The organism is Bariatricus sp. SGI.161, from assembly GCF_050313695.1.
In the GTDB taxonomy this organism is placed as follows: domain Bacteria; phylum Bacillota; class Clostridia; order Lachnospirales; family Lachnospiraceae; genus JAFBIX01.
The window spans coordinates 100,412-127,020 of sequence record NZ_JBNPLX010000005.1; the positions used below are offsets into that span (position 1 = coordinate 100,412).

Genomic DNA, 26,609 nt, shown 5'->3' on the forward strand with positions numbered 1-26,609 from the left:
ATTCCAGACGGTTCTGAATTAAGTATGGAAAAGGCTGGATATTTATAATAGAATTCTGTATAATAATTGCAGACAATGATAGGAGGAATGAAAACATGAGTAAAATCGAAGAAGTTCGTGCCGATATGGTCAAAGCCATGAAGGCCGGTGACAAAGAAACCAAGGAAACGCTGTCCATGCTGTTGGCTGCTCTTAAGAATAAAGCAATTGACAAACGCGCTGATCTGACTCCCGAAGAAGAGACACAGGTTATCATGAAAGAGATCAAGCAGACCAAAGAGACTCTGGAAATGACTCCTTCCGACCGCACAGAGATTATTGATGAATGCACCAAACGTCTGGCTGTATTAGAGCAATATGCCCCTAAGATGATGGATGAAGCCGAGATCAAGGAGATCGTCGCTTCCGTTCTTGCCGAGATGGGTCTGGATGCTCCGACTGCAAAAGACAAAGGAAAGATCATGAAAAATCTAATGCCAAAGGTAAAAGGCAAAGCCGACGGCAAGCTGGTCAATGAGATTGTATCTTCTTTTATGAGCTAAGCTGATGGCAATAAAAAACCGATCTTGAAATCATAATTTCAGATCGGTTTTTTTGTTCTTCTTTTTACTCTGCTTCTGTGCCGGAATCTTCCGACTCAGCAACATCATCTGTCTGAATAGAATCTGCATATGGTTCTTCGGATTCTTCCTTAATCGTAACACTCAAATCATTAAAATCAATCTTCTTCCATACCTTTTTATTGACATTGATATCTGCATCATCCATCCACCCATCACAGGTCTCTGTATATTTCTCCTGCTGTCTCTGACTGATGATCTCCTGCTTCTTACTATTCGTTGCATCCTGATCAAAAAGACTGGTCACTTTTGCAACATAACATCCGCTATCCGTATCTACAACCCCTGTTATCTCTCCTTCATTCAAAGCATCCGCTGCTGCAACCAAATCTGCGGAAGGTGATGTACTGTCTTTATCAAAAGTTGCCGTAGATGTCTCAAGTCCCTGTTCCTGGGCATATGCATTAAAATCTTCTGCCGCAGCAGCACCTTCTGCAAATCCTTCTGCCTGCGCCTTCACATCTGCCTTTTCATCATCCGTCATATCCTGAGTGGTTCCATCTTCTGCCGTGGTAGTATAAGAGAAGTATACATATTGCATGCTCTTCTGTGCTGCTTCTTCATCTGAAACCTCTGCATCTGCAGTTGCCTGAATCGCATCTGACATCTTCTGCTGAATAGCTAAAAGCGTCATCACCCGCTTTACAGCCTTCTCTGTACCAGATACCTTCTCCTTGTCTTCTAATGCATTCGCCTCGTCAAATTCCTTGGCTGCATCTTCAATCACTTGCTTCTCTTCATCAGAAAGAGACACATCATATTCTTCCATATGTTCTTCAAGAAGAACCATCTTTTCCAGTTCTTCCAGGACACTGTCCTTGACAGATTCTTCGTACGTCTTACCTTCTTCTGCTTCTGAACTCCACATATCATCTCCCAGATAAGCAGAATAATAAGTCTCATACTGGGCCTGCATGTATCTCGCATAAAAATTAGCAACATCTGCCGTAATCTCTGTATCGTTCACGGTGACAACCACATCGTCATCATTGAATGAGCTGCATCCGGTAAGAGATGTCAACACCAGCATCCCCGCCATTGCAAGCATCAATATTCTTCTTTTCATATCTGTATATACCCTCCTTAGTACCATTAACTCATTCATTATATCCTTTTTTTACGTTTCAATCAATGCTTTCATCTCAATTAACACTTTTTTCACAACCGATAATGCATCTGGGGTTTTTTCTTTTTTATTGCGCTTCTTTTTCTCATAGATAAAGCAAGGATTGACCGCATCAGCCTTTATGATCAGCTCCCCTTTGAATGTTTCCAGGAATTCCGGAATCTTCTGGGTCTGAATTTTTGCTTTTTCATACATGGTAAATGTATAGATCTCTCCCTTTTGCTCTACAGCGGTGACATATACATTGTGCGCCATTGCTTTTAAACTTGCCACATCCAATAATTTTTCCACTTTCTTCGGAATATCTCCAAAACGATCTATCAACTCTTCCATCATGTCTTCTTTTTCTTCTTCGTTTTCTATGGCCGCTATCCGCTTATAGATATCTAACTTCTGGTACTCATTCGGAATATATGAATCCGGAATATAAGCATCCACATTCAGATCCATCGTTGTCACAAAGGTATCTTCATCCATCTCACCTTTCAGATGTTTCACAGCCTCATTTAACATCTTACAATACAGATCATATCCTACTGCTTCCATATGTCCGTGCTGCTCTGCGCCAAGAAGATTCCCTGCTCCTCGAATCTCCAGATCTCGCATTGCAATTTTAAATCCTGATCCCAGATCGGTAAATTCCCGAATTGCAGATAATCTCTTTTCCGCCACTTCTTTCAGCAACTTATCCTTACGATACAGGAGGAATGCATAAGCCATTCGATTCGAACGTCCGACTCTTCCGCGAAGCTGGTACAGTTGTGACAATCCCAGGCGATCTGCGTCATGAATAATCATCGTATTAACATTGGAAATATCCAGACCTGTCTCGATGATTGTCGTCGATACCAGCACATCAATCTCTCCATTGATAAACTCATACATAATCTTCTCCAGCTGATGTTCCCGCATCTGTCCATGTGCATATTCCACCGTAACATCTGGCACAAGCTTCTGAATTCTGGCTGCAACTTCCGCAATATCCTCGACCCGGTTATACACATAGTAGACCTGTCCTTGTCTGGAACATTCCCTTTCAATAGCTTCTCTTACCATCTCATCATTATATTCCATTACATAAGTCTGAATCGGCATACGATCGTTCGGGGCTTCTTCCAACACACTCATATCACGAATTCCTATCAGGCTCATATGAAGTGTTCTGGGGATTGGCGTTGCTGTCAACGTCAGTACATCTATATTCTCTTTTAATTTTTTAATCTTCTCTTTATGCTGTACACCAAAGCGCTGCTCTTCATCAATGATCAAAAGACCCAAGTCTTTGAATTTCAAGTCATCTCCCAATACCCGATGAGTACCGACAATGATATCTACCAGTCCTTTCTTCGTGTCCTCAATCGTCTTTTTCTGCTGAGCAGGAGTGCGAAATCTGCACATCAAATCTACTCTGACCGGGAAATCCTTCATTCGCTGTGTAAATGTATTATAATGCTGCTGTGCCAATATTGTAGTTGGTACCAGATAGACTACTTGCTTATTCTCCTGAACCGCTTTAAATGCAGCACGGATTGCAATCTCTGTCTTACCATACCCTACATCCCCGCAAATCAGACGGTCCATAATCTTATGACTCTGCATATCTCGTTTTACAGCTTCAATCGCCAGTAACTGGTCTTCTGTTTCCTCAAATGGAAACATTTCTTCAAATTCCCTCTGCCAGACGGTATCTTCCCCATACACATAACCGTCCTGATTCTGTCTGGCTGCATAGAGTTCAACCAGATCCTTTGCAATTTCTTTTACCGCTCCCCGTACTCTCGTCTTCGTCTTATTCCAATCCTGGGTTCCCAGACGGTTCAGTCTTGGTTTCTTTGCATCCGCACTGGCATACTTCTGAATAAGATCCAATTGAGTTGCCGGAATATAGAGATTCCCACCTTGCGCATAAGAAATCTTCATATAATCTTTTGAGATCTTGTCTACTTCAATCTTCTCAATTCCCTGATAGATTCCCAGTCCATGGTTCTCATGTACCACATAGTCTCCCGGTTTTAATTCCGCAAAGCTCTGAATCTTACGGCCTTCGTAGACCTTTCTCTTCTTCTTTTTTCTAGTCTTACCAAATATATCCGTCTCTGAGATGACAGTGAACTTAAGGAGTGGATATTCATAACCTTCTGCTACATATCCATATGCCGTCATAATCTCCCCCGGCATGACTTCCCGATTCATCTCTTCGCTGTAATAACTACTAAGATTATAATCTCTCAGATCTTCTGCCAACCTCTTTGCCCGGGTTCTGGAACCCGACAACAGAATGACTCTATATCCATTTCGCTTCAATCGCTTCAGATCCTGTGTCAGCGCATCAAAACTACTATTATAGGGATTCACACTCTTAGTCTGAAGACTGTAAGATGCCCGAACTTCCAAACCTTTGCAACGCATATCCAACGAAAAAAAACCGATGCTACTGTAACCGTTCATTTTCTTCAGAACTGCTTCCGTCTGATACAGCTTGACTTCTCCTTCTTCCAGCTGATATCCGCTTTCCAGCCTGTTTTTCTGTGCCTCCATAAATTCTTCTTCTACACCTTGTCCTTTTTCCAGAAGGCGGACGGGTTCATTTAAGAAAAGAATCGTCTGATCTGTCGGAAAATAATCTAAAAAAGATACTCCTTTTTCCCCCTCCTGTGGAAATTCCAATGCAGGGCAGATGGTTACTTCTGTCAAATTCTCAATGGATCTCTGGCTCTCTACATCAAATGTACGAATCGAGTCCACTTCATCTCCCCACAATTCAATACGAACCGGAAGCTCCTCAGTCAATGGATAGACGTCCAGAATTCCTCCCCGAACTGCAAACTGCCCTGGCCCTTCAATCTGAATTTCCCGATCATATCCAAGTGCTACAAGCTTCTTCTGCATTTCTTCCAGGTCAATCGCACTGTCATTGGAAATATGGAGCATCCTCTCTCTAATAACCTCTTTTGGGAGCAAGGAATCCATAAAAGCATCGAAACTGGTCACAACAGTCATCGGTCCTCCCGCAACGATCGCCTGAAGCACCTCCATTCTCTGTCTGATCAACTCCTTGCTTCGAATATCTGCCTGATAAAACAACAGATCTTTCGCCGGATACAGATAAGTCTCTGCATCCATGAACCGATATTCCTCATAGACTTGCTTCGCCTTAGATTCACTGGAACAAGCGATGACTTTGTAATGACAGCCATCGCTCAGCGCATACATCATATGGGATTTCTGAGAATTGACACAGCCACATACTCGTATCATTCCCGGTGCTTTCATCCTTTTTTTACTAATCTCTTCAAACTCTGCTAATTCATTCAATGGCCTGATTAAGGCTTGCATATCTATGCCTCCTTAGGCTTTACTTTTCTGTTATATTCATTCATAGCAGCTTCCATCTCTCCGTCAAGGAGCATCTCCACCGCCTTTACTGCTTTCTGGTATCCTTCTTCCATCAGCTCACGCTCTGCTTTTGAAAAATGACTGAGCACATAATCTGCAAGATCATATTTCTTCGGTTTCTCACCAACCCCCACTTTAATTCTCGGAAAATTCTGTGTACCCAGATTCGCAATAATATTTTTAATTCCGTTATGTCCTCCGGCGCTTCCTTTTTTACGAATTCTCAGCTGACCGACATCCAGACTGATGTCATCATAGATTACCAGCAGTTCATGTTCCACATCAATCTTATAATAATCCACGAGCCCCCGTATACTCTCCCCACTTAGGTTCATATAAGTCTGAGGCTTGACCAGAATAACCTTCTGCCCTTCAATCATTCCTTTTCCAATGAAAGCACGGCTCTTTCTCGCATCTACCGATATATTATATTTATCCGCCAATGTATCTATGACATCAAACCCAACATTATGTCGTGTTCCTTCATACTGTAATGTGGGATTTCCAAGTCCTGCAATAATATACATCTGTTTGTCACCTCGTAATTTTATAGAATTTTATTTATAGAATTTTAATAGAAATCGTAGTTTTTTATTATACAAGAAGCCATGAATAATTTCCACTCTTTTCTCATACATTATAGAAAGTAACAATTTATCCATAATACAGGAGGTCTCTATGAGTTCCAAAACCAAAATCGTCGTATTGCATATGAAGGAAATCATCTATACCTTGATTTTTGCTGCGCTGGCAGTCATATTAATTCTACTTTTGGTATTTATGTTCCTTCCCAAACATAAAGAAGCAAAATCAAACGAAGCAAAATATATGCCAGGAGTCTATACGTCCACACTGTCATTAAACAATACTGCACTTGAAGTAGAAGTAACCGTCGACGAATCCCATATTAACTCCATTCGTTTCTCCAATCTTGACGAAAGTATTTCTGCAATGTATCCTTTGATTCAACCTACGATAGAAGATATCGCAGAACAGATATACAACAATCAATCACTAGATAATATCCAATATTCTGAAGATAATCCATATACTTCCCAGATGATTGTAAATGCAATCGAAGAAGCATTGAAAAAAGCCGAAACTTCTGAATAGCTTCGGCTTTTTCAATGTAATCTTCATTCTATTATCCTTCTACGATCAGATATCTTCCACCCGGAATAGAAAATACCTCCGACGCTTCTTCCAGCTCTTCTTCCGACATTCCATCCACATCCATGCCTTCTTCTTCAAGAAATTCTCTGACTTCTTCAATACTATCGACTACAACCGCCATACAGTCTTCCAGAAACGCTTCCGCTTCTTCCAGCGTCTCCGCAACCGGCTCATCAAATAACTGTGCCTGATTCTTAAGAAATGTCTTCAGGCAATCTTCATCGTACTCATACATTTTCACAAAATCCTCCCTTATTCCGTTTTTTCTTTAAACGAACTGCAATAATTCTTCCGGGCTGCCAATAATAGTATCGGCTCCTGCAGTTTCTAACACTTCCTTCGACCGGAACCCCCACGCCACGCTGATAGTACGCAGTCCCGCATTCTTTCCCGTTCGGATATCTACTTCAGAATCTCCCACATAGAGGCATTCCTCCTGTGACACGCCCATCTGCTCCATCAGATAATTAACACCTGCCGGATCCGGCTTTCTCGCGATCTCTTCCTTCTGCCCTTGTGCAAAATCAAACATCTCCTCGCCAAAAACCTCACGAACTACCTTCACCGTCTGCTGATGCGGCTTATTCGACAAAACCGCCAGCTTAATCCCCTTATCCTTCATACTCTTCAGCATCTGGACGATTCCTTCATATGGTGTTACATGATATGTACAATTCTCATCAAATATACGTCCGTATATCTCCATAGCTTCTTCAATTCTTTTTACATTCTCTTCTCCCGTTGCCCGAAGCGAACGTTCCATCAGACATCTTGCTCCATCACCTACAAACCGGCGACATTCATCTGTCGTAATCTCCGGAAGATCCATTTCCCTTAAAGTTGCTTTTACAGAATATGCCAGAGATTCCAATGTATCTGTCAATGTTCCGTCTAAATCAAATATACAAGCCTTCATAATACAAATTCCTCCATGCACTAATCATAGTATGTGAGGGGTAAAAATGCAAGTGGGGACGTAGACTTTTGAAAAAAGTCTACGTCCCCACTTGCAAAATGTGGTGTACCTAATCGTCAAACAGGGTGTACCTAAGTGAGGTACTGTCTCATAATCCTCAATGCATTTTTTTCCAAACGGCTGACCTGTGCCTGCGAGATTTGTATCTCTTCTGCTACTTCCATCTGTGTTTTTCCTTCAAAAAAACGCAGTTTTATAATGTACCGTTCCCGTTCTCCTAAGTGTTCCATGGCGGCTTCCAGGGACAGATCTTCGACCCATTTATCTTCTTTGTTCTTGGTGTCACTGATCTGATCCATGACATATAGCGCATCTCCTCCATCGTTGTATACTGGTTCTTGAAGGCTCATTGGCACTTGTATGGCGTCCAGCGCAAAAACTATGTCTTCTTTAGAGATTCCAATCTCTTCCGCAATCTCCTGGACAGTTGGCTCTTTGAGATTGCGTTTGACATAATTTTCTTTCGCATAAATAGCTTTGTACGCAGTATCACGAAGCGAGCGGCTGACGCGGATAGAATTATTATCTCTCATATATCTGCGAATTTCCCCAATAATCATTGGCACAGCATAGGTGGAGAATTTGACGTCTAATTCTGTATTAAAATTATTGATTGCTTTAATCAGACCTATGCAGCCAATCTGAAACAAGTCATCTGGATTCTCATTACTTCCTCCAAAACGTTTGATTACACTCAATACCAGTCTTAAATTTCCTTTGATATATTCTTCTTTTGCCTCTGCATCCCCTGCTTTGATGCGCGCAATTAAAGCTTCCTTCTCCTCTTCATTCAGGATTGGAAGCTTTGCCGTATTCACACCGCATATTTCAACTTTTCCCTGTGCCATAATTGAGCCCTCCTACTAGATGAATAAAGTAATTTTTCTCTAGTAAAATGATTCTCATTATGCACTTTCGTTATTCTCCATCATAGGAAAATAAAAAAAGTTTTACTCCTTGACAAATATGTATCTCATAATATATCCCATTATAACAGGGGCGCATATCATCTATGCGCCCCTGTTCCCGCTTATCATCCACTCACCATGGCAACTTATTCTTCTCGATCCCATTTATCTGCCAGATTCATAATCTGACTCTCAAATTTTGCCAGATCTTTATTCGCAAGACCTTCATTCTTATATACAACTTCAAGCAGTCTCTTCGCAGCAGCAACAACACGATTGAAAGCAGAAGCAGCCTTTGCCCTGGCCGGCTTCTCCACAGCCTTCTTCGGAACCTTCACTCCTTCTGTAAGGATCTCGTTGGCTGCCAGATCTACCGCACCGCCAGAATACGGAGCAAATGCCGGACATCCAATAGTCTCCTCCACCAGACTTGCGAAATGATCCGTAACCGTATCCTCACCATGCACAACAATGACACGCTGTGGCTTCTTCTCAAATCCTTTCAGCCAGTCCAGAAGGCCATTCATATCTGCATGACCACTGATTCCCTTCAAAGATTCAATGCGGGCATTCACCGTAATATTCTCTCCGAACAGCTTGACACATTCCGCTCCCTCAATCAATTTTCTGCCCAAAGTTCCAATCGCCTGATATCCCACAAAACATATCGTACATTCAGATCGCCACAGATTATGCTTCAAATGATGCCTGATTCTTCCAGCCTCACACATACCAGATGCCGATAAGATAACTTTTGGCTTGTCATCAAAATTGATCATCTTCGATTCTTCACTGGTAATCGTTGTCTTAAGCCCCGGGAAAACCAATGGATTAATCCCTTGTTCTACCAATGCCATAGCATCCTCATCAAAGCATGACTTTACATTTTTATTAAATACGTTAGTCGCTTCAATTGCCAATGGACTATCCACATACACTTCAAAGCCAGGATATTCCGGAAGGAGATTCTTTTCTTTAATCTCACGGATAAAGTATAATATCTCTTGCGTACGCCCTACTGCAAAGGACGGAATCACCACATTACCGCCTTTTGCAAATGTTTCTCGAAGAATCCTGGTAAATTCTCCCACATAATCTGGAATCTCATCCCCATGTGTACGATCCCCATAAGTTGATTCAATGACCACATAATCAGCCTCTGCAACCTTTTGTGGATCTTTGATAATAGGTTGATTCCGATTTCCCACATCGCCGGAAAAAACAATTTTCTTAGAAATATCTCCTTCTGTAATCCACACTTCGATACTTGCAGACCCCAGCAAATGACCTACGTCACAAAAGCGGACTTCAATCCCTTCACACAAAGTAATCTTCTGGTCATAATCACAAGGTGATAACAACTGAATTGCAGCATCTGCATCTGCCATGGTATACAACGGTTCATACACTTCCGCGCCGCTCCTCCTGGCCTTACGGTTTCGCCATTCAGCTTCAAACTCCTGGATATGTGCACTGTCACGAAGCATAATATTACATAAATCTGCCGTAGCAAACGTTGTTACGATCTCTCCTTTAAATCCTTCTTTACACAAAAGCGGAATTTTACCAGAATGATCAATATGTGCATGAGTCAGAAGTATATAATCGATCTCTCCCGCTGTGACAGGAAGTTCCTGATTCTCATAGAGATCTGGCCCTTGTTCCATACCACAGTCAATCAGAATATTCTTTCCACACGCCTCTAGCAAATGACAACTACCGGTTACTTCATGGGCTGCTCCGATAAAGCTAAGTCTCATAAAACCAACCCCTTTTTGTTTTCATTATACACCTTTTCTGTAAGAGTTGCTATGAATACTTTACCATTTCGCGTCTTAATCTCTGCATAATCTTTTTCTCTAATCTTGATATATATGACTGAGAGATACCGAGCATATCCGCCACTTCTTTCTGCGTTCTCTCTTCGCCATCCGGCGTCCCCAGGCCAAAACGCATTTGAATGATCGTACGTTCTCTTCCTGACAGCCGGTTAATTGCCCGGATTAGAAGTTTTCTCTCCACTTCATTCTCCAGGTCCTTATATATCGTATCCTCTTCCGTTCCCAGAATATCGGACAACAATAACTCATTGCCATCCCAGTCTACATTCAAAGGCTCATCAATTGAGACTTCCATCTTCGTCTTATTATTCCTTCTAAGATACATCAGAATCTCATTTTCGATACATCGAGAGGCATATGTCGCAAGCTTAATATTCTTATCCGGATTAAACGTATTAATTGCTTTTATTAATCCAATTGTACCAATAGAAATTAAATCCTCTACACCCACTCCTGTATTATCAAATTTTTTTGCAATATACACTACCAGTCTCAAATTGTGTTCAATCAGAACCTTTCTCGCCTGTTCATCATCTTCAGATCCCAGATCATTGATTGCAGCCATCTCCTCATTACTGTCCAGGGGAGCCGGCAGAATGTCCGATCCTCCAATATAATGAATATCTTTTTTATCCGGGAAAAAGAATGTACGAAAGTCCGGAACTACCTTCAGCTTAAATTGATGCGGCACTGCCACTTTTATCACCATAATCGATTCCTCCTATTAATATATCAGGATTCAGAATCATCTGATAATCATCCGCTGTCAGATCTTCTTCGGAAACTGCGACCAGCGGTTCTGCAATCCAGAATCTTCTTTCTTGGCAGACATACATCCCATCCAGACGGATCAGCGGCATAACTCCTTCGGAACGTCCAATAGAATGATACGGAATATAGCGAAGTTTTGTCAGATTTTCTTTCCCATACAAAACACGGATTACTTTCTGGTCAACAATACTGACCGGACCTCCTGTAATCTCATCTCTTAGACAATTCCCGGTATCTATCAGCGCCTCTACCTGACATTGTCTTTTGCCATTACAGAGAATTACTTTTACGCGACATTGCTTTCTCCGTGCCAGATAGCTGATCAGGCTCCAGATTCCTGACGCTACATAATAACTAACAATAGCCAGAACAAAGAAAAGGCTTCCTATCCGTACATATTGTCGAACGCACAGTAACACTCCTCCAATCAGAAAACCGCTAACATAGATCAGAATCCAAGTTCTTATCAATTCACGCCACTGCCTGATTCCAAATCCTGTTTTTATCATTGCAACACTTACCAAACCATGGAACAGTATGAATTTCATGAATGTATTGTTCAATGGAACCACTACGATCAGACACGTAAGAAATGCACCTGCCGCAGCCGCCAGACAGACACGCCAGGCAGGGACAGAACATCTTATCATCTTACGAGTAATCATCAGTACAAGATAATCCATCATAAAATTCACCATAAAGAATACATCTATGTATAATTCATAGTACACGCTCCACCTTCTTTCATTCTCATCACCGGTTTGGTACATCAGCAAAATTTATTATACGAGTCATCTCGAAAAGATTTTGTCAGATGATGGAGTGGATTTTGATTTTCGTTCGACAGTTCCTGTGAACCACAAGATATAGATTCAGAAAAGTCATTTTGGGGAATTCTATTTGTAGAAATACTATATTTGGTATACTTTTTTGGCACAAAAGAAAGAATTTTGGAAAGAAAAAGAGGATTTTTTGACGTTTATTGTCATATCTTCCCGAATATTTCCCTTGGCGAAAATGATACTTTCCACAACCGTAAAAATTCTGCATCAGCTGATCCTTCAAGCTATACAGCAATAAAAAAAGAATGTGCCAAAGCACATTCTTTTTTTATAATCTAATAATTACTTCTTATAATAAATTACTTCTTAAAGAAATCTGGTATCTTAATAGACTGTTCTTTTACTTTGCTGGTTGGTGTTCTTGGTGTATCCAAAGTAGGCGTTGTACCTCCTACTGGTCTTCTCGGAGCAGACGTTGTTCCACCTCCCTGTGTAGGAGCTGCACCAAAATCTAATCTTGGAGAAGCCTGAGAGCTGCGTGGCGCAGTCTGACCAGTTCTTTCATATACCTGTGATGCTGCTGCATTATGTGGCATTGAAGAAACTCTCTGGTTTTCAAGTCTTGATTTTAATTTCGAAGCACTTCCGCCTACATTATGAAGACCTGTTGCAATCACTGTAATCGTTGCTTCATCAGCTCTGGAATCATCATACATTGCACCAAAGATAATATTCGCATCTTCTCCTGCAAGCTCTTGTACATACTCAGCCGCATCAGATGCATCCATAAGTGTGATATCTCCAGATACATTAATAATAACATGAGATGCGCCTGCAATCGTTGTCTCAAGCAACGGACTGGCAACTGCCTGCTTAACAGCTTCCAGTGCCTTGTCATCACCACGTCCCTGTCCAATACCGATATGTGCAATACCTTTATCCGTCATAACAGTCTGAACATCTGCAAAGTCAAGGTTGATCAGTGAAGGTACATTGATCAGGTCTGTAATACCCTGAATACCTTGCTGCAATACTTCATCTGCTTTCTTTAAAGCTTCTGGCATAGTCGTACGTCTGTCCACAACCTCCAGCAATTTATCATTCGGGATAACAATCAATGTATCGACGCTTTCTTTTAACTTTTCAATTCCAGCAAGAGCATTATTCATACGTGTCTTAGACTCGAAACGGAAAGGCTTCGTTACAACACCTACAGTCAGAGCACCCTGCTCTTTTGCAATCCGTGCAACTACTGGTGTAGCACCTGTCCCGGTACCACCGCCCATACCGCAAGTTACAAATACCATATCTGCTCCCTTTAATGCTGCAGATATCTCTTCTGCACTTTCTTCTGCTGCTTTCTCTCCGATTTCAGGCCTTGCACCTGCACCAAGTCCCTTGGTGATCTTGTCCCCGATCTGCATTAATGTTGGGGCTTTACATAATTGAAGCGCCTGCTTATCTGTATTAATAGCAATAAATTCGACACCGGCAATCTGCTCGTCAATCATACGGTTTACAGCATTATTACCGCCACCGCCGACTCCAACAACAATTATTTTTGCCGCTGCTTCTGATTCATTCGTTTTAATTTCTAGCAAGGGTTTCTCCTCCTTTGTTATCCTTATTATATATTATACATCCCATACATAAAGCAAATGAAATGAGTTCAGTTTGCCATATATACTATATAATAAAGACTTTCGTACAAAATATCAATAGAATTTGGCTATTTTTCTTAATTTTCTTCCTGAATTTCTTCCTTGTCAAAGGTTATTATTGTATTATTCTCTGAATAATTTTCCAGATGAAGCGTTCCCGCCTGATCACCCAGTTTTTCTATAATTGGTTCAATCTGGGCAATCTGCTCAGAAGATACATTTTCCCCCAGATTAACACATATATTTCCTATATATAGATAGATTGCATCATCCTTACACACAATCCTGTCTGTAGTCAGATTGTATTTTGTCACTTCCTGCGAAGTCTCTAATATTTCTTCAAAAATGCCAACATCATCACTTTTCAACTTATGATATAGCTTGATGTCTTTCACTTCAATTCCTTCAATACACGGTAGTCCTTCTATCAGAGAAGGTAACTCGGCCACTACCAGCCCTTCTTTATCAAAATAATCATAATGATCACCGTTTTGAACATATCCTACGATTGTCTTTTCCTTTACCGTCACCTTTAACGCCCAGGGAGATTTCAAACTCACTTTCATGCTTTCAAAACATGGCAGTTCTTTTCCATATCCCAAAGCATATTTTCCGACAATATACAGTGTATTAACAGAATATTTATCATTTTGCACTGTATCCACAATCTCCTGGTCAGAACAATATTCATTCCCACTGACTTCTATCTCTTGTACATAGAAAAGAATTAATATACCCAACGCGATAATTGCAACACCTAAAACCAACACAATAAATGCATATAGTCGGTGCGTCTTCTTTTTTTTCTTTTTTGTCTCTCCCATTATTATGCTCCCTTTTGTCTGCTTACTCTTGTGTTTTATTTTACCAAAGATGATACACTTAGTACAAGTCCCATTTCAAAAAGTAAAAAAACCACGGACGTTCCTCCATAACTTATAAATGGAAGTGTAATTCCAGTATTTGGGATCGTGTTGGTCACCACTGCAATATTCAATATCACCTGGATCATCATATGCCCCATTGCACCCGTAGCGATCAATGCTCCAAACAAATCCTGAGCATGAGTGGCAATCACAAAAAAGCGCCAGATCAGAATCAAAAACAGAATTAGTATGAATCCAGCCCCAAACAGCCCAAGTTCTTCGCAGATGATTGAGAAGATCATATCATTCTGTGCTTCAGGCACAAACCCAAGCTTCTGAATGCTATGCCCCAGACCTTTTCCAAAGAGTCCGCCTGACCCAATTGCATACAGTCCCTGGAGAGTCTGATATCCTTTTTCATAAGCTTCTGGATTTCTCCAAATTGCCAGTCTCTCTAGTCGATAACTTTCCAATCCCAGAAAAATAGTCATAAATCCTACTCCAAGAACACCCATAACAACAAACTGTCCATACTTCGGACTCGCCACAAACACTAGAATCACCGCTATTCCCAGAATAATGATTGCTGTACTTAAGTTACTGGCACCCACCAGTGCCACAATTGGCAGAATCATCACGATAATCTTAATCATCGTTCGCATCTTTCCCATATTTTGAACATTTTTTGTCACCATATATGCGAGGAATAGGATCACTGCTACTTTTGCAAATTCTGACGGCTGAAAAGAAAACGGGCCCAAAGACAGCCATCTTTTGGACCCATTATATTCATCGCCTATAAACAAAACTGCTATTGACAATAAGATTGCCGTAAAATATCCAAGAACTGCCAGATGCTTCCATATATGATAATCCATATTCGAAGCCACAAACATTCCGGCAATTCCAAGCAGTGTTGCAAAAGCCTGCTTTTTCAGATAGTAAAACGAATCATGGAACTTTACTTCTCCATTATATGCACTCGTACTATAGAGGATCACAAGCCCCATAATAACGAGCAGAAATAACGCAGCAAGAAGTGTATAATCATATTTTTTCCTGTTCAATAGTGTCAATCTATGCCACTCCTTATAAGGAATTTACAATCTCTTTAAACTTCTCTCCACGTACTTCATAACTAGAGAACATATCCCAGCTTGCACATGCCGGAGATAACAGAACTGCTTCTCCTGGCTCTGCCAACTTTGCCGCAGTAAGAACGGCTTCTTCAAATGTATCGGCAAACATATAATCTGTAAATCCACAGCACTCGGCATCTTTTGCAATTTTTTCCTTCGTGGCTCCCAGAAGGACCAGTTTCTTCACTTTTCCATCAAAGCTCTGAATCCATTCCTTATATTCGGAACCTTTGTCATATCCTCCACCGATCAGGACCGTCGGTCGATTCATAGCCCGAATTCCTTTGATTGCAGCGTCCGGATTCGTTCCTTTTGAATCATTATAGAACACGACGCCATTTTTTTCCGTCACATATTCAATACGATGCTCTACTCCGCCAAATGCCTTGACACTCTCACGGATCACACTCATCGGTACCCCATAGACAGCTGCCATCGCAGCTGCAGCCATTACATTTTCATGATTATGTGTTCCCAGAATCTGTAATTCATCCACATGGCAGATTGTTTCTTCTACACCATGATAATGGAATATAATGTTGCCATCCTCAAGATAAATTCCTTCTTCTAGTTTACGCTGACTGCTGAAATATAGAACCTGTGTTTTCAGATTTTTCCCAAATTCTCTGGTGAGATCATCTTCATAATTCAAAATGCAATAATCTTCTTCCGTCTGATTTCTGGCTATATTTTTCTTCGCATTCACATACGCTTCCATCGTATGATGACGATTCAGATGATCTGGTGTAAAATTCAGAATCGCACTGACTCTCGGGCGAAAATCTACAATACTTTCCAGCATAAAACTACTCATCTCAGCGACTGTAATCGTATGTTCCGTCATCTGATCTGCCGCAATCGTATACGGATTTCCAATATTTCCCACTACATACACGTCGTCCTGATAATTTTTCATAATTTCTCCCAACAGAGACGTTGTTGTTGTCTTACCATTTGTTCCGGTAATCGCCAGCACATCTCCCTTTCCCATCTGATATGCCAGTTCAATCTCTCCTATAACCAGAGTATTCTTCTCCTTCATCTTCTCTACCACCGGAAGATCTGTCGGAACTCCAGGACTCAAAATAACAAGATCTAATTCTTCTAATAATTCTTCTGGAAAAGCTCCGATTACGATTCTTGCTTTACTGTCCGCGCCTAATTTTGCACGGATCTGTGCCTCTTCTAATTTTTCATTCCCATCATAGAGAACCACATCTGCCTGATGTTTTTCTAATAATTTTACTGCCCCGATTCCACTGATTCCCGAACCAAATACGAGTACTCTTTTCTCTGCAACTTCCATATTCAACCTTTGTTTCCTCCTACATAGCCATCAATGCCACCAGACAAAGAATCGCTGTAACAATTGAAAACACTGCCACAACTCTTGTCTCTGACCATCCACACAATTCGAAATGATGATGTATTGGCGCCATCTTAAAGATACGTTTTCCGCCAGTTTTCTTAAAATATGTTACCTGAATCATAACAGACAATACTTCTACCAGATAGATCAATCCGACAATAATAATGAAGATAGGCATCTGAAGCATATATGCTGTTGATGCAACAAATCCTCCTAATGCCAAGGAACCTGTATCTCCCATGAATACACTTGCCGGATATACATTGAACAACAAGAAGCCCAAAAGCGCTCCTACCACTGCACAAGTGATTGGTTCAATACCACTTTTTGTTCCAATTGCCACTACAGTGAAGAATGTTGCAACAAGCACAGTCACACTGGAAGCCAGACCATCCAGACCATCTGTGAAGTTCACACCATTCACCGTTCCGATTACTACAATGAACATCAGTGGAATCGCCAGCCAGCCGATATCCCAGTACTTTCCTCCAGAAAACGGAATCATCATCGCAAGAGAAACATCTGTGAATCTGACCATATAGAATGCAAACACTGCTGTCACAACGATCTGAAGTGCCATTTTCTGCTTTGGGAACAAACCATCAGAACGCTTCATTACAACCTTAAGATAATCATCCAGAAATCCAATCAGACCAAAACCAAGTGTCACAAATAGAATCGGTATAATCTTCGGATAATCTTTAATATAAAATACAGATGTAATTACTACACTCAGAAGAATGATCACACCGCCCATTGTCGGAGTGCCAGCCTTCTTCAGATGTGACTGTACACCATCTGTTCTTTCCGTCTGCCCCATCTTAAGCCTTCTTAACACCGGGATAATCAACGGCCCCATAATCACACTCAGTGCAAATGATATTAATACTGGAATAAACACTTTATAATCCATATATCCACCTCTTTATTTCTTTTGTTAATTCACTTTTCAACCTAACCTAGTATACTTCATTTCTTATTCTTTTTCAATGCCAAGATAGGGTAATATATTTTCAAATATTTCTCTGATCACCGGTGCAGCAATCGTTCCTCCATAATATACGCCCTGAGGATTATAAATGATACACATCCCCAAAACCTGTGGATGATCCGCCGGCGCAAATCCAATAAAAGAAGAGATGTATTTATTCGCACTTCTGGGAAGCGTCTGAGAAGTAGCCGTCTTTCCTCCGATCTCATATCCTTCTATATATGCACTCTTTCCAGAGCCTTCTGATACTACACTTTTTAACAGCACCCGCATAGTTGCCGAAGTTTCTTCCGATATAATACCTTTTTTCTCTTCACATTGAAATTCTTCCACTTCATTGCCATCTGAATCAAGAACCCTGACACCAAAATGCGGCGTAATTCTTCTTCCTCCATTTACCAGAGAACTAACTGTTGTTGCCATCTGAATCGGAGTCACTTGAAACGACTGTCCAAAACTCATAGTTGCCAATTCTACCAAACCAACATTCTCTTTCTTATGCATAATCGTTCCCGCCTCTCCCGGAAGATCTACTCCCGTAAGGTTCAACAGACCAAATTGTTGAAAATATTTGTAAAAGTTATCCACTCCTAATCGAAGTCCGATATCGATAAACACCGGATTGCAGGAATTCTGAATCCCCTGTACAAATGTCTCTGCCCCATGACCACCCACTTTATGGCACCGAATTTTTCGATCTTCCACAATTCGATATCCTGGACAGCTGAAGGAATCATCCAGATGGACTACTCCCTCCTCAAGACAAGCAGAAGCCGTAATAATCTTAAAAATGGAACCAGGTTCATAGGTATCATTGATACATCCATTTCGCCACATCTGGTTCAAAGCATCCTGCTTTTCTTCATCTGACATATTGCTGCTCTCTTCCCCTGTATTCAACGTAAATGGATCATTCAGATCAAATTCCGGGACATTTACCATTGCCAGTATCTCTCCATTCTGTGGATTCATCAACAAGATTGCGACTTTATCGGCCTGCTTTTCTTCCATGACCTTCTCCGCCATCTGCTGCGCATAAGTCTGTATATTATAATCCAAGCTAATCTGTAAGGTGTTACCAGCAACTGGTTCCAGACGATCTTCAGCGACTCCTTCCAACTCTACCCCTCTGGCATCTGTAGTCGTTAATATCATTCCATTGATTCCTTTCAGATACTCTTCGTACTTGACTTCCAGACCAATAATCCCCTGGTTATCACCTCCAGTAAATCCCAGTACTTTTGACGCTAAATCATTGTATGGATAATATCTTTTAAAATCTTCGTCCACTTTTACTCCATCTAATTCCATATCCCGAATCTTATCTCCAGTCTCTTTGTCAACATTTGTTTTTATTCTTTCCATAGAAGAGACTTTTTCCACTTTCTTTCGAACAGTCTCCTCTTCCATCTCCAAAGTCTGAGCCAATGCCTGAATCACCTGTTCGGAATCCGTAATCTGGCTGTGAATGACTGATATAGTACAGACAGTCTTGTTCGTAGCAAGGACTGTTCCATTGGTGTCTATGATTTCACCTCGTGCGGCCTTAATTTCACGTTCCCTTTCATGCAGCGCTTCCGCTTTTTTCTGATAATATTCGGCATCAAATACCATCAGATACACAAGTCGTCCGACCAGCGCCAGAATCACCGTCACTGCACACAAGAATACCACAAGAATTTTCTTCTTATTATATGTTTTATTTTTCATAAAACAAAAAACCTCGCAAAAGCATTTTTTATAACTTATTATAGCTTTTGCAAGGTTATTCTGTAATTATTGTAAATTCTCATCTTACTCACTGACTTGTTCTGTTTTTTTAACACCAAGATAAGGGAAGATTTCTTCCATGATTGAAGATGCCAGTTCGGTTGCGTAAGAACTGGATGCCTGCTGCGCAACATTCGGTTCGTCAACAACCACATACACTACCACTTGCGGATTCTCCTGCGGAGCATATCCGATGAATGATACCAGATATTTACCATTGCCACGAGGAATCTTCTCTGCAGTTCCTGTCTTACCGCCAACATCATACCCTTCTACTGCTGCCGATGAACCAGTACCTTCCTGTACGACTCCAAGTAAATAATCCTTGATAATATCACTGGTTTCATTAGAAACGGTCTTTTTCAGCAATACTGGATCTTTATTTTCTGTAATATTTCCATTTTCATCCTGAATCTGCTTCACTACATGTGGTTTATAATAATCTCCGCCATTAATCAGCGAACAGAAAGAAGCCGCAAGTTGCGTCATTGTTACGTTGAAGTTTTGTCCAAACGAATTGGTTGCCAGACTGGCAGGATCCATATCTTCTGCAGAATATAAAAGTCCGACAGCCTCTCCCGGAAGATCTATTCCTGTATACTCTCCAAAGCCAAATAATTTCTGATATCTACAGAATTCCTCTGTACCAAGGCTTGCGCCAATCTGCATCAACGCAACATTACAAGAATTTTCCAGAGACTGCTTCAATGTCTGCGGCCCATGTCCATCACGATTACTACAATGAATATCATGATCTCCCACATGCATGACGCCTCCACAAACATAATTCTCATTCCCCGTCAAAACGCCGGTCTCCAAGCCTGCCGCTATCGTAAATGGCTTAAAAGTAGAGCCCGGTTCATACACTTCACTGACACAGAAATTATTCCATCTTTCATTCAACAAATCTATCTTTATGTCACCTACTGTCTTTTCTACACCTTCAGCTTCTGATGCTTCCTCTGCCATTGCTTCCAATTCTTCATCCGAATAAGATTCAAGAAATTTTCTCGGATTATTCAAATCATAATTCGGATAAGAAGCTTCTGCCAGAATCTCACCGTTTTGTGGATTCATTACAATTACCGCTGTATTCTTACTTCCTTCTCCAACAGATGCCTCATTTTTATGGGCTTCATTAAAGGCGAGTATATGTTTTTCCACAATACTCTGCACCTGCAGATCTATCGTTGATACAATTGTACTTCCATTCTCTGGCTCTTTCACCGTTCTTTCATAAGAAGAACTGTCATCCAGATATCCATATTCCCTGCCATCCGTTCCATTCAAGATAGAGTTATAAGATGCTTCGATTCCATTGCTTCCCACATTTCCATTTACGGTAAATCCAATCACATCACTTGCCAATGTATTATAAGGATATTTTCTTACATAATCATCTTCCAGCCAGATTCCTTTTACATCCGGGTACTTTTCATCATCTTCATCAATCTCTTCAAATGCCTGCGCTGTCTCATAATCAATCCCCTTTTTTAGTATATTATATCTGCTGGACGGACTATCCTTTATCAATGTCCGTACTACTTCTTCTTCAATTCCAAAACAATCTTCTAACACTTTGATCGTTGGCTCAATGCAATCCTCATCTTCCGTCAAAACTTTTACATCCAAAATGACATTATATACCCTCTCACTGGTCGCAAGCTTCGTTCCATTACGATCCACGATATCTCCTCGTTTAAATGGAATCGTACGACTGTCATACTGTTGCTGATTCAATACAATCTTTGTATATTTGGCGCCATTGGATGCATTAATATATGTAATTCTTCCTACTAAGAAAACAAAAGCTAGTACGATTGCCACAAAAATCATCACTAGCTTTTTCTGCATAAATTTTGAAAATTTTCTTCGAAAAATACTTTTTTTCTGTCTTGCCATAACTCACCTATCTCGAATCTTTGTCTGACTGAGCAAGCACTCCGTCTTCCGGAATATCTTCATACTGTTTTACATAATCCGTAGCCGGATTATCATATTCCACAATCTGTTCCGGCGAAGCATACACCATTCCTAACTCATTCTGAGCCTTATCTCGGATTTCCTCTAGGTTCACAGAGTCCATAACCGCATTATATTTGGTGTTATTCTCTTCCCTCAGTTCTGCCAGTTCTTCCTGCATTGCTGTAATATTTTTAGAGCGACTGGTAATGCGTGACTGTAATTGAACATAATTTACACACACAATTAATGCCATAACAGCAGCAACTGCCAGAAAAATCACATATGCTGAATTCATATGAAGAGCATGTCTTCTATTTTTACGGACCTGTCTGCTGCTTGTCCTTTTTTTTGGTCTTTCGGGTGACTTTTCATGACGTCTTGGTTCAGCTGCCGGTTTGGTCACTGTATTTCCATACACATACATCCCACTGTACTGTTGTCTGTTTCTTGAATAAGTCTGCCTTGCTGCCATGTACGTCACCCCTTTCTATCTATATTCTTTTAGCCATTTTACTTCCGTTCAAAGATTCTAAGCTTTGCGCTCTTAGAGCGGCTGTTATATTCTATCTCCTCTTCACTCGGCAAAATCGGCTTTCTAGTAACAATACTCCCCTTTGAGACTTTTCCGCATACACATACGGGAAAATCTGGTGGACAGGTACATGGATTCTCATTTTTCTTAAATGCGCTCTTGACAATCCTGTCCTCCAGTGAATGGAACGTTATAATACATAACCTTCCTCCTGGATTTAATAATTCAATCATATCATCCAATGAATCTCTAAGAACTTCTAACTCCCTGTTCAGTTCAATACGGATAGCCTGGAACGTCCTTTTTGCCGGATGCCCAGACTTCTTCTGATACTTCATTGGAATGGCCGCTTTGATAATCTCTGTCAGCTGGCCTGTTGTCTCGATGGGATTCTTACCGCGTTCTGCTACGATATGTTTTGCAATGTTCTTCGCAAACTTATCCTCCCCGTAATCTCTGATTACGCGGTAAAGATCCATCTCACTGTAGTCATTGACGATGTCTCTGGCCGTCATCTTCTGACGAGTATCCATCCGCATATCCAGAGGTGCATCTTCGCGATAGGAGAATCCTCGTTCTGCCGTATCTAACTGATAAGATGATACGCCCAGATCAAGTACGATCCCATCGACCTTGTCAATTCCCAATTCATGGAGCCGTGACTTCATATCACAATAGTTGCTCCGGACTATTGTAACTTTCTCCCCGAAGTCTTTTAAGCGGGCGCCCGCCGCCTCAATAGCTGCTGCGTCCTGGTCTATTCCTACAATACTCCCCTTTGTACCAAGGCGTCTGCACACTTCATATGCATGTCCACCTCCACCAAGCGTGCCATCTACATAGATGCCATCCGGCTTGATGTTTAATCCATCAATTGTTTCATTTAACAGTACTGATTTGTGTTCGAATTCCATATCTTCTCCCTCTAGATACTGAATCCGCTAGCTTCCATATCAGATGCAATATCTTCAATGTTAAGTTCCACTTCAGCATTCTTTTCATCCCATCTTGCTTTGTCCCAAATCTCGGCACGCTTCCCCATACCGATAAATACTACTTCCTTATCTAAGTGAGCAAATTCTCTGAGAACAGAAGGGATAAGTGTTCTACCTTGCTTATCAAGGTCCCCGTCTGTCGCACTTCCCTGAAAGAAATATGCAAGCGCACGGGCTTTTTTATCTGTGGTGGTTGGTAAGGCGTTCAGTTTTGCTTCAAAAGTGGTCCATTCGTCTTCCGGGTAGACATAAAGGCAATTCTCCATTCCTTTTGTTATGACGAAATGCTCCCCTAGATCGTCACGGAACTTTGCCGGAATGATTAATCGGCCTTTTGCATCAATATTATGACTGTACTCCCCTTTCAACATTAGAACTCACCTTCTTCCAAGTGGTCTCCACATTCATACCACTTTGCTCCACTTTTCACCACTTTCTACCACTTGCATTCATTTTAAACCACTTTTATATTGATTTCAAGACCTTTTTACGATTTTGCACAAAAAGGTTACACTTTATACTCATAAAGGCAATAAAAAAAGAAGCAGACCTTTCTGCCTCTTTTTTTATTGATTTATTGATTATTCAGCGGATGTTGCCTCGACTTCAGCCAGATTATTATATAAATTCGTCAAAGAAGAATAATCTATCTGTGCTTCTTCCTTTGGCTGCTTCGATTCATAAGTATTATATGCGGAAAATCCAATCCATCCTATCAGCACAATTCCCACAAGAGCTACTGCACATTTACGTAAGATGTTCTGAAACTTCTCTTTCTTCATGTTTTTCTTGCGGTTTGCTTTTTCTTTTTTATATCTGTCTACTTTTTCCTGACTCATACTTTCTGACTCCTTTTTCTAAGTACACTTACGTACCAACTAAAGGTTATTCTACCACAATTCAGGAAATTATACAACTACAATTACTCCACCATCAGCTGCGTACATACTGCTGATTCCTGCAGTATCCAAAATCACTACATCTTTGAACTGTGCTTTGGCTGTCAGCATTTCTTTTACATATTTTGCGCGTGCCGGACAATTACAATGAGAAATTGCAAGAATCTTATCTCTGGAATTCTCCAATTCCTTGATAATCTCGTCCCCCATCTTTGCCAATGCCTTTTTTACGCCACGTGCCTGACCAAGCTGCTGAATCGTCCCCTCCGGCGTTGAACCCATAACAGGTTTAATATTTAAAGCCGTAGCCATTACTGCCTTTATTCCAGTCAATCTTCCATTTTTTCTAAGCGTATCCAATGTCTCCAGTACAAAATACGTATGCTGTGAATTAATATACGCTTCTACAGTATCAACAATTTCTGAGAATGACATTCCTTTCTCTTCACACTCTGCAATCTTCATAGCAATCAATGTCTCGCCGACAGATGCTGAACGTGAATTAAACACATAGATATCCTTCTCACCGTATTCTTCCTGATATAAATTCTTGCCTAATACCGCACTATTGTAAGAGCCACTCAATTCAGCTGATAAAGTGACTGCATATACATGGTCTGCCTCACAACAATATCCTTCCATATATCTCTCCGGCGATGGGCAGGAAGACTTCGGAGATTCCGGCGATTCGGCAACAATTTTTAAAAATTCGGCCTGATTAAACGTCTCATCATCCACAATATGATGTCCATTCACATCAATCTGAAGTGAAGCCGTCTCAAAACACCCTGATGCTTTCATCTTATCCGTCAATTCTCCACAACTATCAACAATAATCTTATAACTCATATCGTTCCTCCCGGCATGCCGGTACAAACATCTTTCTGGCATGTCTTTCATTTCCGTACTATGTAGTTTTAAATACTACCTGATTAATCATAGCACATTTATATAGGAAATAAAAGACTTTTATTCATTGAATTTTATTTTTCGTGAAACCCCTAATGCAATTCCCATCTCTGCCATCAAAAACAAACTGGATGTTCCTCCATAACTAATAAATGGCAGTGTAATACCAGTTGTCGGGATCAGATTAATCACAACACATACATTCAATATAACCTGAAGTGCAACATGGGCAAATATTCCCGTCACAATTAAAGATCCATATATATCTGGCGCATTCTGGGCAATAAACATCAAACGATACAGCAACAGTCCAAACAGCAGCAAAACCATAATTGCTCCGAATACCCCCAGCTCCTCACATACAATAGAAAGAATCATATCATTTTGAACTTCCGGGATAATCATCTTCTGTGCACTATTCCCAAGTCCTTTTCCAAAAAAGCCTCCAGAACCTATTGCATAGAGTCCCTGCATAACCTGATATCCACCTTTGGAAGCATATTCTTCCGGTTCCAGCCACACAAGAATACGACGAAGACGGAAATTCTCCGACAACTTTTTCCCGAGCTCCGAATTCATCAGTTGTTGTAGAATCAAAACTCCTGCAAGAACCGCTGTCATCACAATTCCCACAATTGCAAGAAATGGCTTCGTCTTCGGATGCACAACAAATATCATGATACAGGTAATCCCCATAACAATGATTGCGGTACTCAGATTATCAGTGAGAAATAAGACACAGGCAGATGCAAAACCGCCCCACAGAAGCACTTTCATAATCCCCCTCCAAGTCTTAATCTCTCTGCCCATATTGCAGATCAGAACAGGGATAAACAAAATCACTGCAATTTTCGCAATCTCAGCAGGCTGCAGCTGTTGATCAAACGGAAGCTTGATCCATCGTCTGGCACCGTTAACCTCTTTTCCAAGAGGTGTCTGTACAAGTGCCATCATAAATATAGAAAAGAAATATATCTTCTTTGCCCATTTTATGTAGATATGGTAATCAATCTTTGCAATAATATACATCCCGATCAGACCTGCCACGCAAAAAATAAGCTGACGTTTAAAATAATGCATACTGTCTCCATAATTCACCAAAGCACTATATGCACTGGTACTGTACAGCATGACCAGTCCAAAACAAACCAGACAGATCAATACAGCAAGCATACTATAATCAAAAAACTGAACGGTATTCGTTTTTTTCTTTTTAGTCTCTTGTCTTTTTGTCATTACATTTACACTCCAATCGTATCTATTATACTCAGATATTCCTGTAAAAACAACCTAGAAAAAGCGAAACTCTGCACCAATCTTCCGAATTCTCCATACTATGTTATTGCAAATGTTTCTAAAAAGGAGTATGACGTATGCCAAATTATCGCTATAACACCTCGGATCATATGCGACGGAATACCTATGGCCGCCAGACAATGTCACCCTCTTCTGTATATTCTGTCAATTCTGGTTCCAGTTGCTGCGAAGACAAATCTGAAAATGATGAACTGAATGGCATGCCTCTTGCAATGGCATATGTGCCTTGGCAGGAATGGCGGGCATTATATGAGGTACAAAAAGGATTTCATCGGGGAACCATTTTCGAAGAACTGGATAAACCATTTCACGGGAAAGGAGGATGTTGCAGATGAGTGAAAACAGACCAAGCCGCAGAGAATTATTAGAATGGATCAATGTAGTGAGCTTCGCCGTGGATGACACAAAATTATTTCTAGATACACATCCCTGCAACAGAGAAGCCATGGAATTCTTCGATGAATTCAAGAAACAACGAGTGCAGGCTTTAAAAGAATATGCGAAATACTATGGTCCACTGACCCTGGATACCGCCAGTACTTCGTCCGAACACTGGTGTTGGATCAATGAGCCATGGCCATGGCAGGAAGGAGGCTGTTAGTC

26 protein-coding genes are annotated in these 26,609 nt (G+C 40.9%); 4 read left to right on the plus strand and 22 right to left on the minus strand.

What is annotated here, in order from left to right:
* The first annotated feature begins 95 nt into the window (after positions 1-95).
* Complete coding sequence (locus ACQRBH_RS04540; RefSeq protein WP_347376016.1) at positions 96-542, plus strand: GatB/YqeY domain-containing protein; 447 nt, start codon at positions 96-98, stop codon at positions 540-542.
* Between the two features lie 64 nt (positions 543-606).
* Here ACQRBH_RS04540 and ACQRBH_RS04545 read toward each other — a convergent pair whose 3' ends face one another.
* Genes ACQRBH_RS04545 through pth form a run of 3 tightly spaced genes read right to left on the minus strand, consistent with a single transcriptional unit; the run spans position 607 to position 5,669 of the window.
* Positions 607-1,686, minus strand: coding sequence for a peptidyl-prolyl cis-trans isomerase (locus ACQRBH_RS04545; RefSeq protein ID WP_427761011.1), 1,080 nt, complete (start codon positions 1,684-1,686; stop codon positions 607-609).
* 51 nt (positions 1,687-1,737) lie between these two features.
* Positions 1,738-5,082 carry a transcription-repair coupling factor gene (gene mfd / locus ACQRBH_RS04550; protein WP_427743606.1) on the minus strand — a complete coding sequence of 1,115 codons (3,345 nt, stop codon included), beginning with the start codon at positions 5,080-5,082 and terminating at the stop codon, positions 1,738-1,740.
* Positions 5,083-5,084: 2 nt separating this feature from the next.
* A complete protein-coding gene (pth, locus tag ACQRBH_RS04555) occupies positions 5,085-5,669 on the minus strand; it encodes an aminoacyl-tRNA hydrolase (RefSeq protein ID WP_427761012.1) in 585 nt (194 codons plus the stop codon).
* A 151-nt stretch (positions 5,670-5,820) separates the two neighbouring features.
* Between pth and ACQRBH_RS04560 the strand changes: the two genes are divergently transcribed.
* A complete protein-coding gene (locus tag ACQRBH_RS04560) occupies positions 5,821-6,255 on the plus strand; it encodes an FMN-binding protein (protein WP_235232218.1) in 435 nt (144 codons plus the stop codon).
* Between the two features lie 31 nt (positions 6,256-6,286).
* On the opposite strand, the gene ACQRBH_RS04565 is transcribed toward ACQRBH_RS04560, so the two are convergent.
* The 19 genes from ACQRBH_RS04565 to ACQRBH_RS04655 all read right to left on the minus strand — a co-directional run bounded on the left by ACQRBH_RS04565 (position 6,287) and on the right by ACQRBH_RS04655 (position 25,925).
* On the minus strand, positions 6,287-6,550 hold the full coding sequence (locus tag ACQRBH_RS04565; RefSeq protein WP_235232227.1) for a glyoxalase: 264 nt from the start codon (positions 6,548-6,550) through the stop codon (positions 6,287-6,289).
* A gap of 33 nt (positions 6,551-6,583) precedes the next feature.
* A complete protein-coding gene (locus ACQRBH_RS04570; protein WP_427761013.1) occupies positions 6,584-7,231 on the minus strand; it encodes an HAD family hydrolase in 648 nt (215 codons plus the stop codon).
* A gap of 131 nt (positions 7,232-7,362) precedes the next feature.
* Positions 7,363-8,139: an RNA polymerase sporulation sigma factor SigG gene (gene sigG / locus ACQRBH_RS04575; protein WP_347376011.1), complete on the minus strand. Its 777-nt coding sequence runs from the start codon at positions 8,137-8,139 to the stop codon at positions 7,363-7,365.
* Positions 8,140-8,345: 206 nt separating this feature from the next.
* A complete protein-coding gene (locus ACQRBH_RS04580) occupies positions 8,346-9,959 on the minus strand; it encodes an MBL fold metallo-hydrolase RNA specificity domain-containing protein (RefSeq protein ID WP_427761014.1) in 1,614 nt (537 codons plus the stop codon).
* 49 nt (positions 9,960-10,008) lie between these two features.
* Complete coding sequence (sigE, locus tag ACQRBH_RS04585) at positions 10,009-10,749, minus strand: RNA polymerase sporulation sigma factor SigE (RefSeq protein WP_347376009.1); 741 nt, start codon at positions 10,747-10,749, stop codon at positions 10,009-10,011.
* Positions 10,715-11,542 carry a sigma-E processing peptidase SpoIIGA gene (locus tag ACQRBH_RS04590; protein WP_427761015.1) on the minus strand — a complete coding sequence of 276 codons (828 nt, stop codon included), beginning with the start codon at positions 11,540-11,542 and terminating at the stop codon, positions 10,715-10,717. The genes sigE and ACQRBH_RS04590 overlap by 35 nt, the downstream gene beginning before the upstream one ends.
* A 410-nt stretch (positions 11,543-11,952) precedes the next feature.
* Positions 11,953-13,194, minus strand: coding sequence for a cell division protein FtsZ (ftsZ, locus tag ACQRBH_RS04595; protein WP_427761016.1), 1,242 nt, complete (start codon positions 13,192-13,194; stop codon positions 11,953-11,955).
* Positions 13,195-13,331: 137 nt separating this feature from the next.
* Entirely contained in the window at positions 13,332-14,078 is a 747-nt protein-coding gene (locus ACQRBH_RS04600) for a cell division protein FtsQ/DivIB (protein WP_427761017.1), read from the minus strand.
* A 35-nt stretch (positions 14,079-14,113) separates the two neighbouring features.
* A complete protein-coding gene (locus ACQRBH_RS04605; RefSeq protein WP_331473062.1) occupies positions 14,114-15,196 on the minus strand; it encodes an FtsW/RodA/SpoVE family cell cycle protein in 1,083 nt (360 codons plus the stop codon).
* 13 nt (positions 15,197-15,209) lie between these two features.
* A complete protein-coding gene (murD, locus tag ACQRBH_RS04610; protein WP_427761032.1) occupies positions 15,210-16,565 on the minus strand; it encodes a UDP-N-acetylmuramoyl-L-alanine--D-glutamate ligase in 1,356 nt (451 codons plus the stop codon).
* A 19-nt stretch (positions 16,566-16,584) separates the two neighbouring features.
* Positions 16,585-17,541, minus strand: a complete 957-nt coding sequence (gene mraY / locus ACQRBH_RS04615; RefSeq protein WP_235232210.1) for a phospho-N-acetylmuramoyl-pentapeptide-transferase — start codon at positions 17,539-17,541, stop codon at positions 16,585-16,587.
* Positions 17,542-17,604: 63 nt separating this feature from the next.
* Positions 17,605-19,329, minus strand: coding sequence for a peptidoglycan D,D-transpeptidase FtsI family protein (locus ACQRBH_RS04620; protein WP_427761018.1), 1,725 nt, complete (start codon positions 19,327-19,329; stop codon positions 17,605-17,607).
* A gap of 84 nt (positions 19,330-19,413) precedes the next feature.
* A complete protein-coding gene (locus ACQRBH_RS04625; protein WP_427744533.1) occupies positions 19,414-21,291 on the minus strand; it encodes a peptidoglycan D,D-transpeptidase FtsI family protein in 1,878 nt (625 codons plus the stop codon).
* Between the two features lie 7 nt (positions 21,292-21,298).
* A complete protein-coding gene (locus tag ACQRBH_RS04630; protein WP_427744535.1) occupies positions 21,299-21,826 on the minus strand; it encodes a hypothetical protein in 528 nt (175 codons plus the stop codon).
* 38 nt (positions 21,827-21,864) lie between these two features.
* Positions 21,865-22,800 (minus strand): 16S rRNA (cytosine(1402)-N(4))-methyltransferase RsmH, encoded by a 936-nt coding sequence (gene rsmH, locus ACQRBH_RS04635; RefSeq protein WP_235232206.1) that lies wholly within the window; start codon positions 22,798-22,800, stop codon positions 21,865-21,867.
* Positions 22,801-22,811: 11 nt separating this feature from the next.
* On the minus strand, positions 22,812-23,252 hold the full coding sequence (gene mraZ, locus ACQRBH_RS04640; RefSeq protein WP_235232205.1) for a division/cell wall cluster transcriptional repressor MraZ: 441 nt from the start codon (positions 23,250-23,252) through the stop codon (positions 22,812-22,814).
* A 210-nt stretch (positions 23,253-23,462) separates the two neighbouring features.
* The gene (locus ACQRBH_RS04645; protein WP_235232204.1) at positions 23,463-23,720 is read right to left on the minus strand and encodes a hypothetical protein; all 258 of its coding nucleotides are present in this window, start codon (positions 23,718-23,720) and stop codon (positions 23,463-23,465) included.
* 69 nt (positions 23,721-23,789) lie between these two features.
* Positions 23,790-24,629: a DegV family protein gene (locus ACQRBH_RS04650; RefSeq protein ID WP_427761019.1), complete on the minus strand. Its 840-nt coding sequence runs from the start codon at positions 24,627-24,629 to the stop codon at positions 23,790-23,792.
* 120 nt (positions 24,630-24,749) lie between these two features.
* The gene (locus ACQRBH_RS04655; RefSeq protein WP_235232202.1) at positions 24,750-25,925 is read right to left on the minus strand and encodes an FtsW/RodA/SpoVE family cell cycle protein; all 1,176 of its coding nucleotides are present in this window, start codon (positions 25,923-25,925) and stop codon (positions 24,750-24,752) included.
* Positions 25,926-26,062: 137 nt separating this feature from the next.
* Between ACQRBH_RS04655 and ACQRBH_RS04660 the strand changes: the two genes are divergently transcribed.
* Together ACQRBH_RS04660 and ACQRBH_RS04665 are read left to right on the plus strand one after the other, a co-directional pair.
* On the plus strand, positions 26,063-26,341 hold the full coding sequence (locus ACQRBH_RS04660; protein ID WP_235232201.1) for a spore coat associated protein CotJA: 279 nt from the start codon (positions 26,063-26,065) through the stop codon (positions 26,339-26,341).
* Positions 26,338-26,607: a spore coat protein CotJB gene (locus tag ACQRBH_RS04665; RefSeq protein WP_235232200.1), complete on the plus strand. Its 270-nt coding sequence runs from the start codon at positions 26,338-26,340 to the stop codon at positions 26,605-26,607. Before ACQRBH_RS04660 ends, ACQRBH_RS04665 begins: the two co-directional genes overlap by 4 nt.
* Positions 26,608-26,609: the final 2 nt, after the last annotated feature.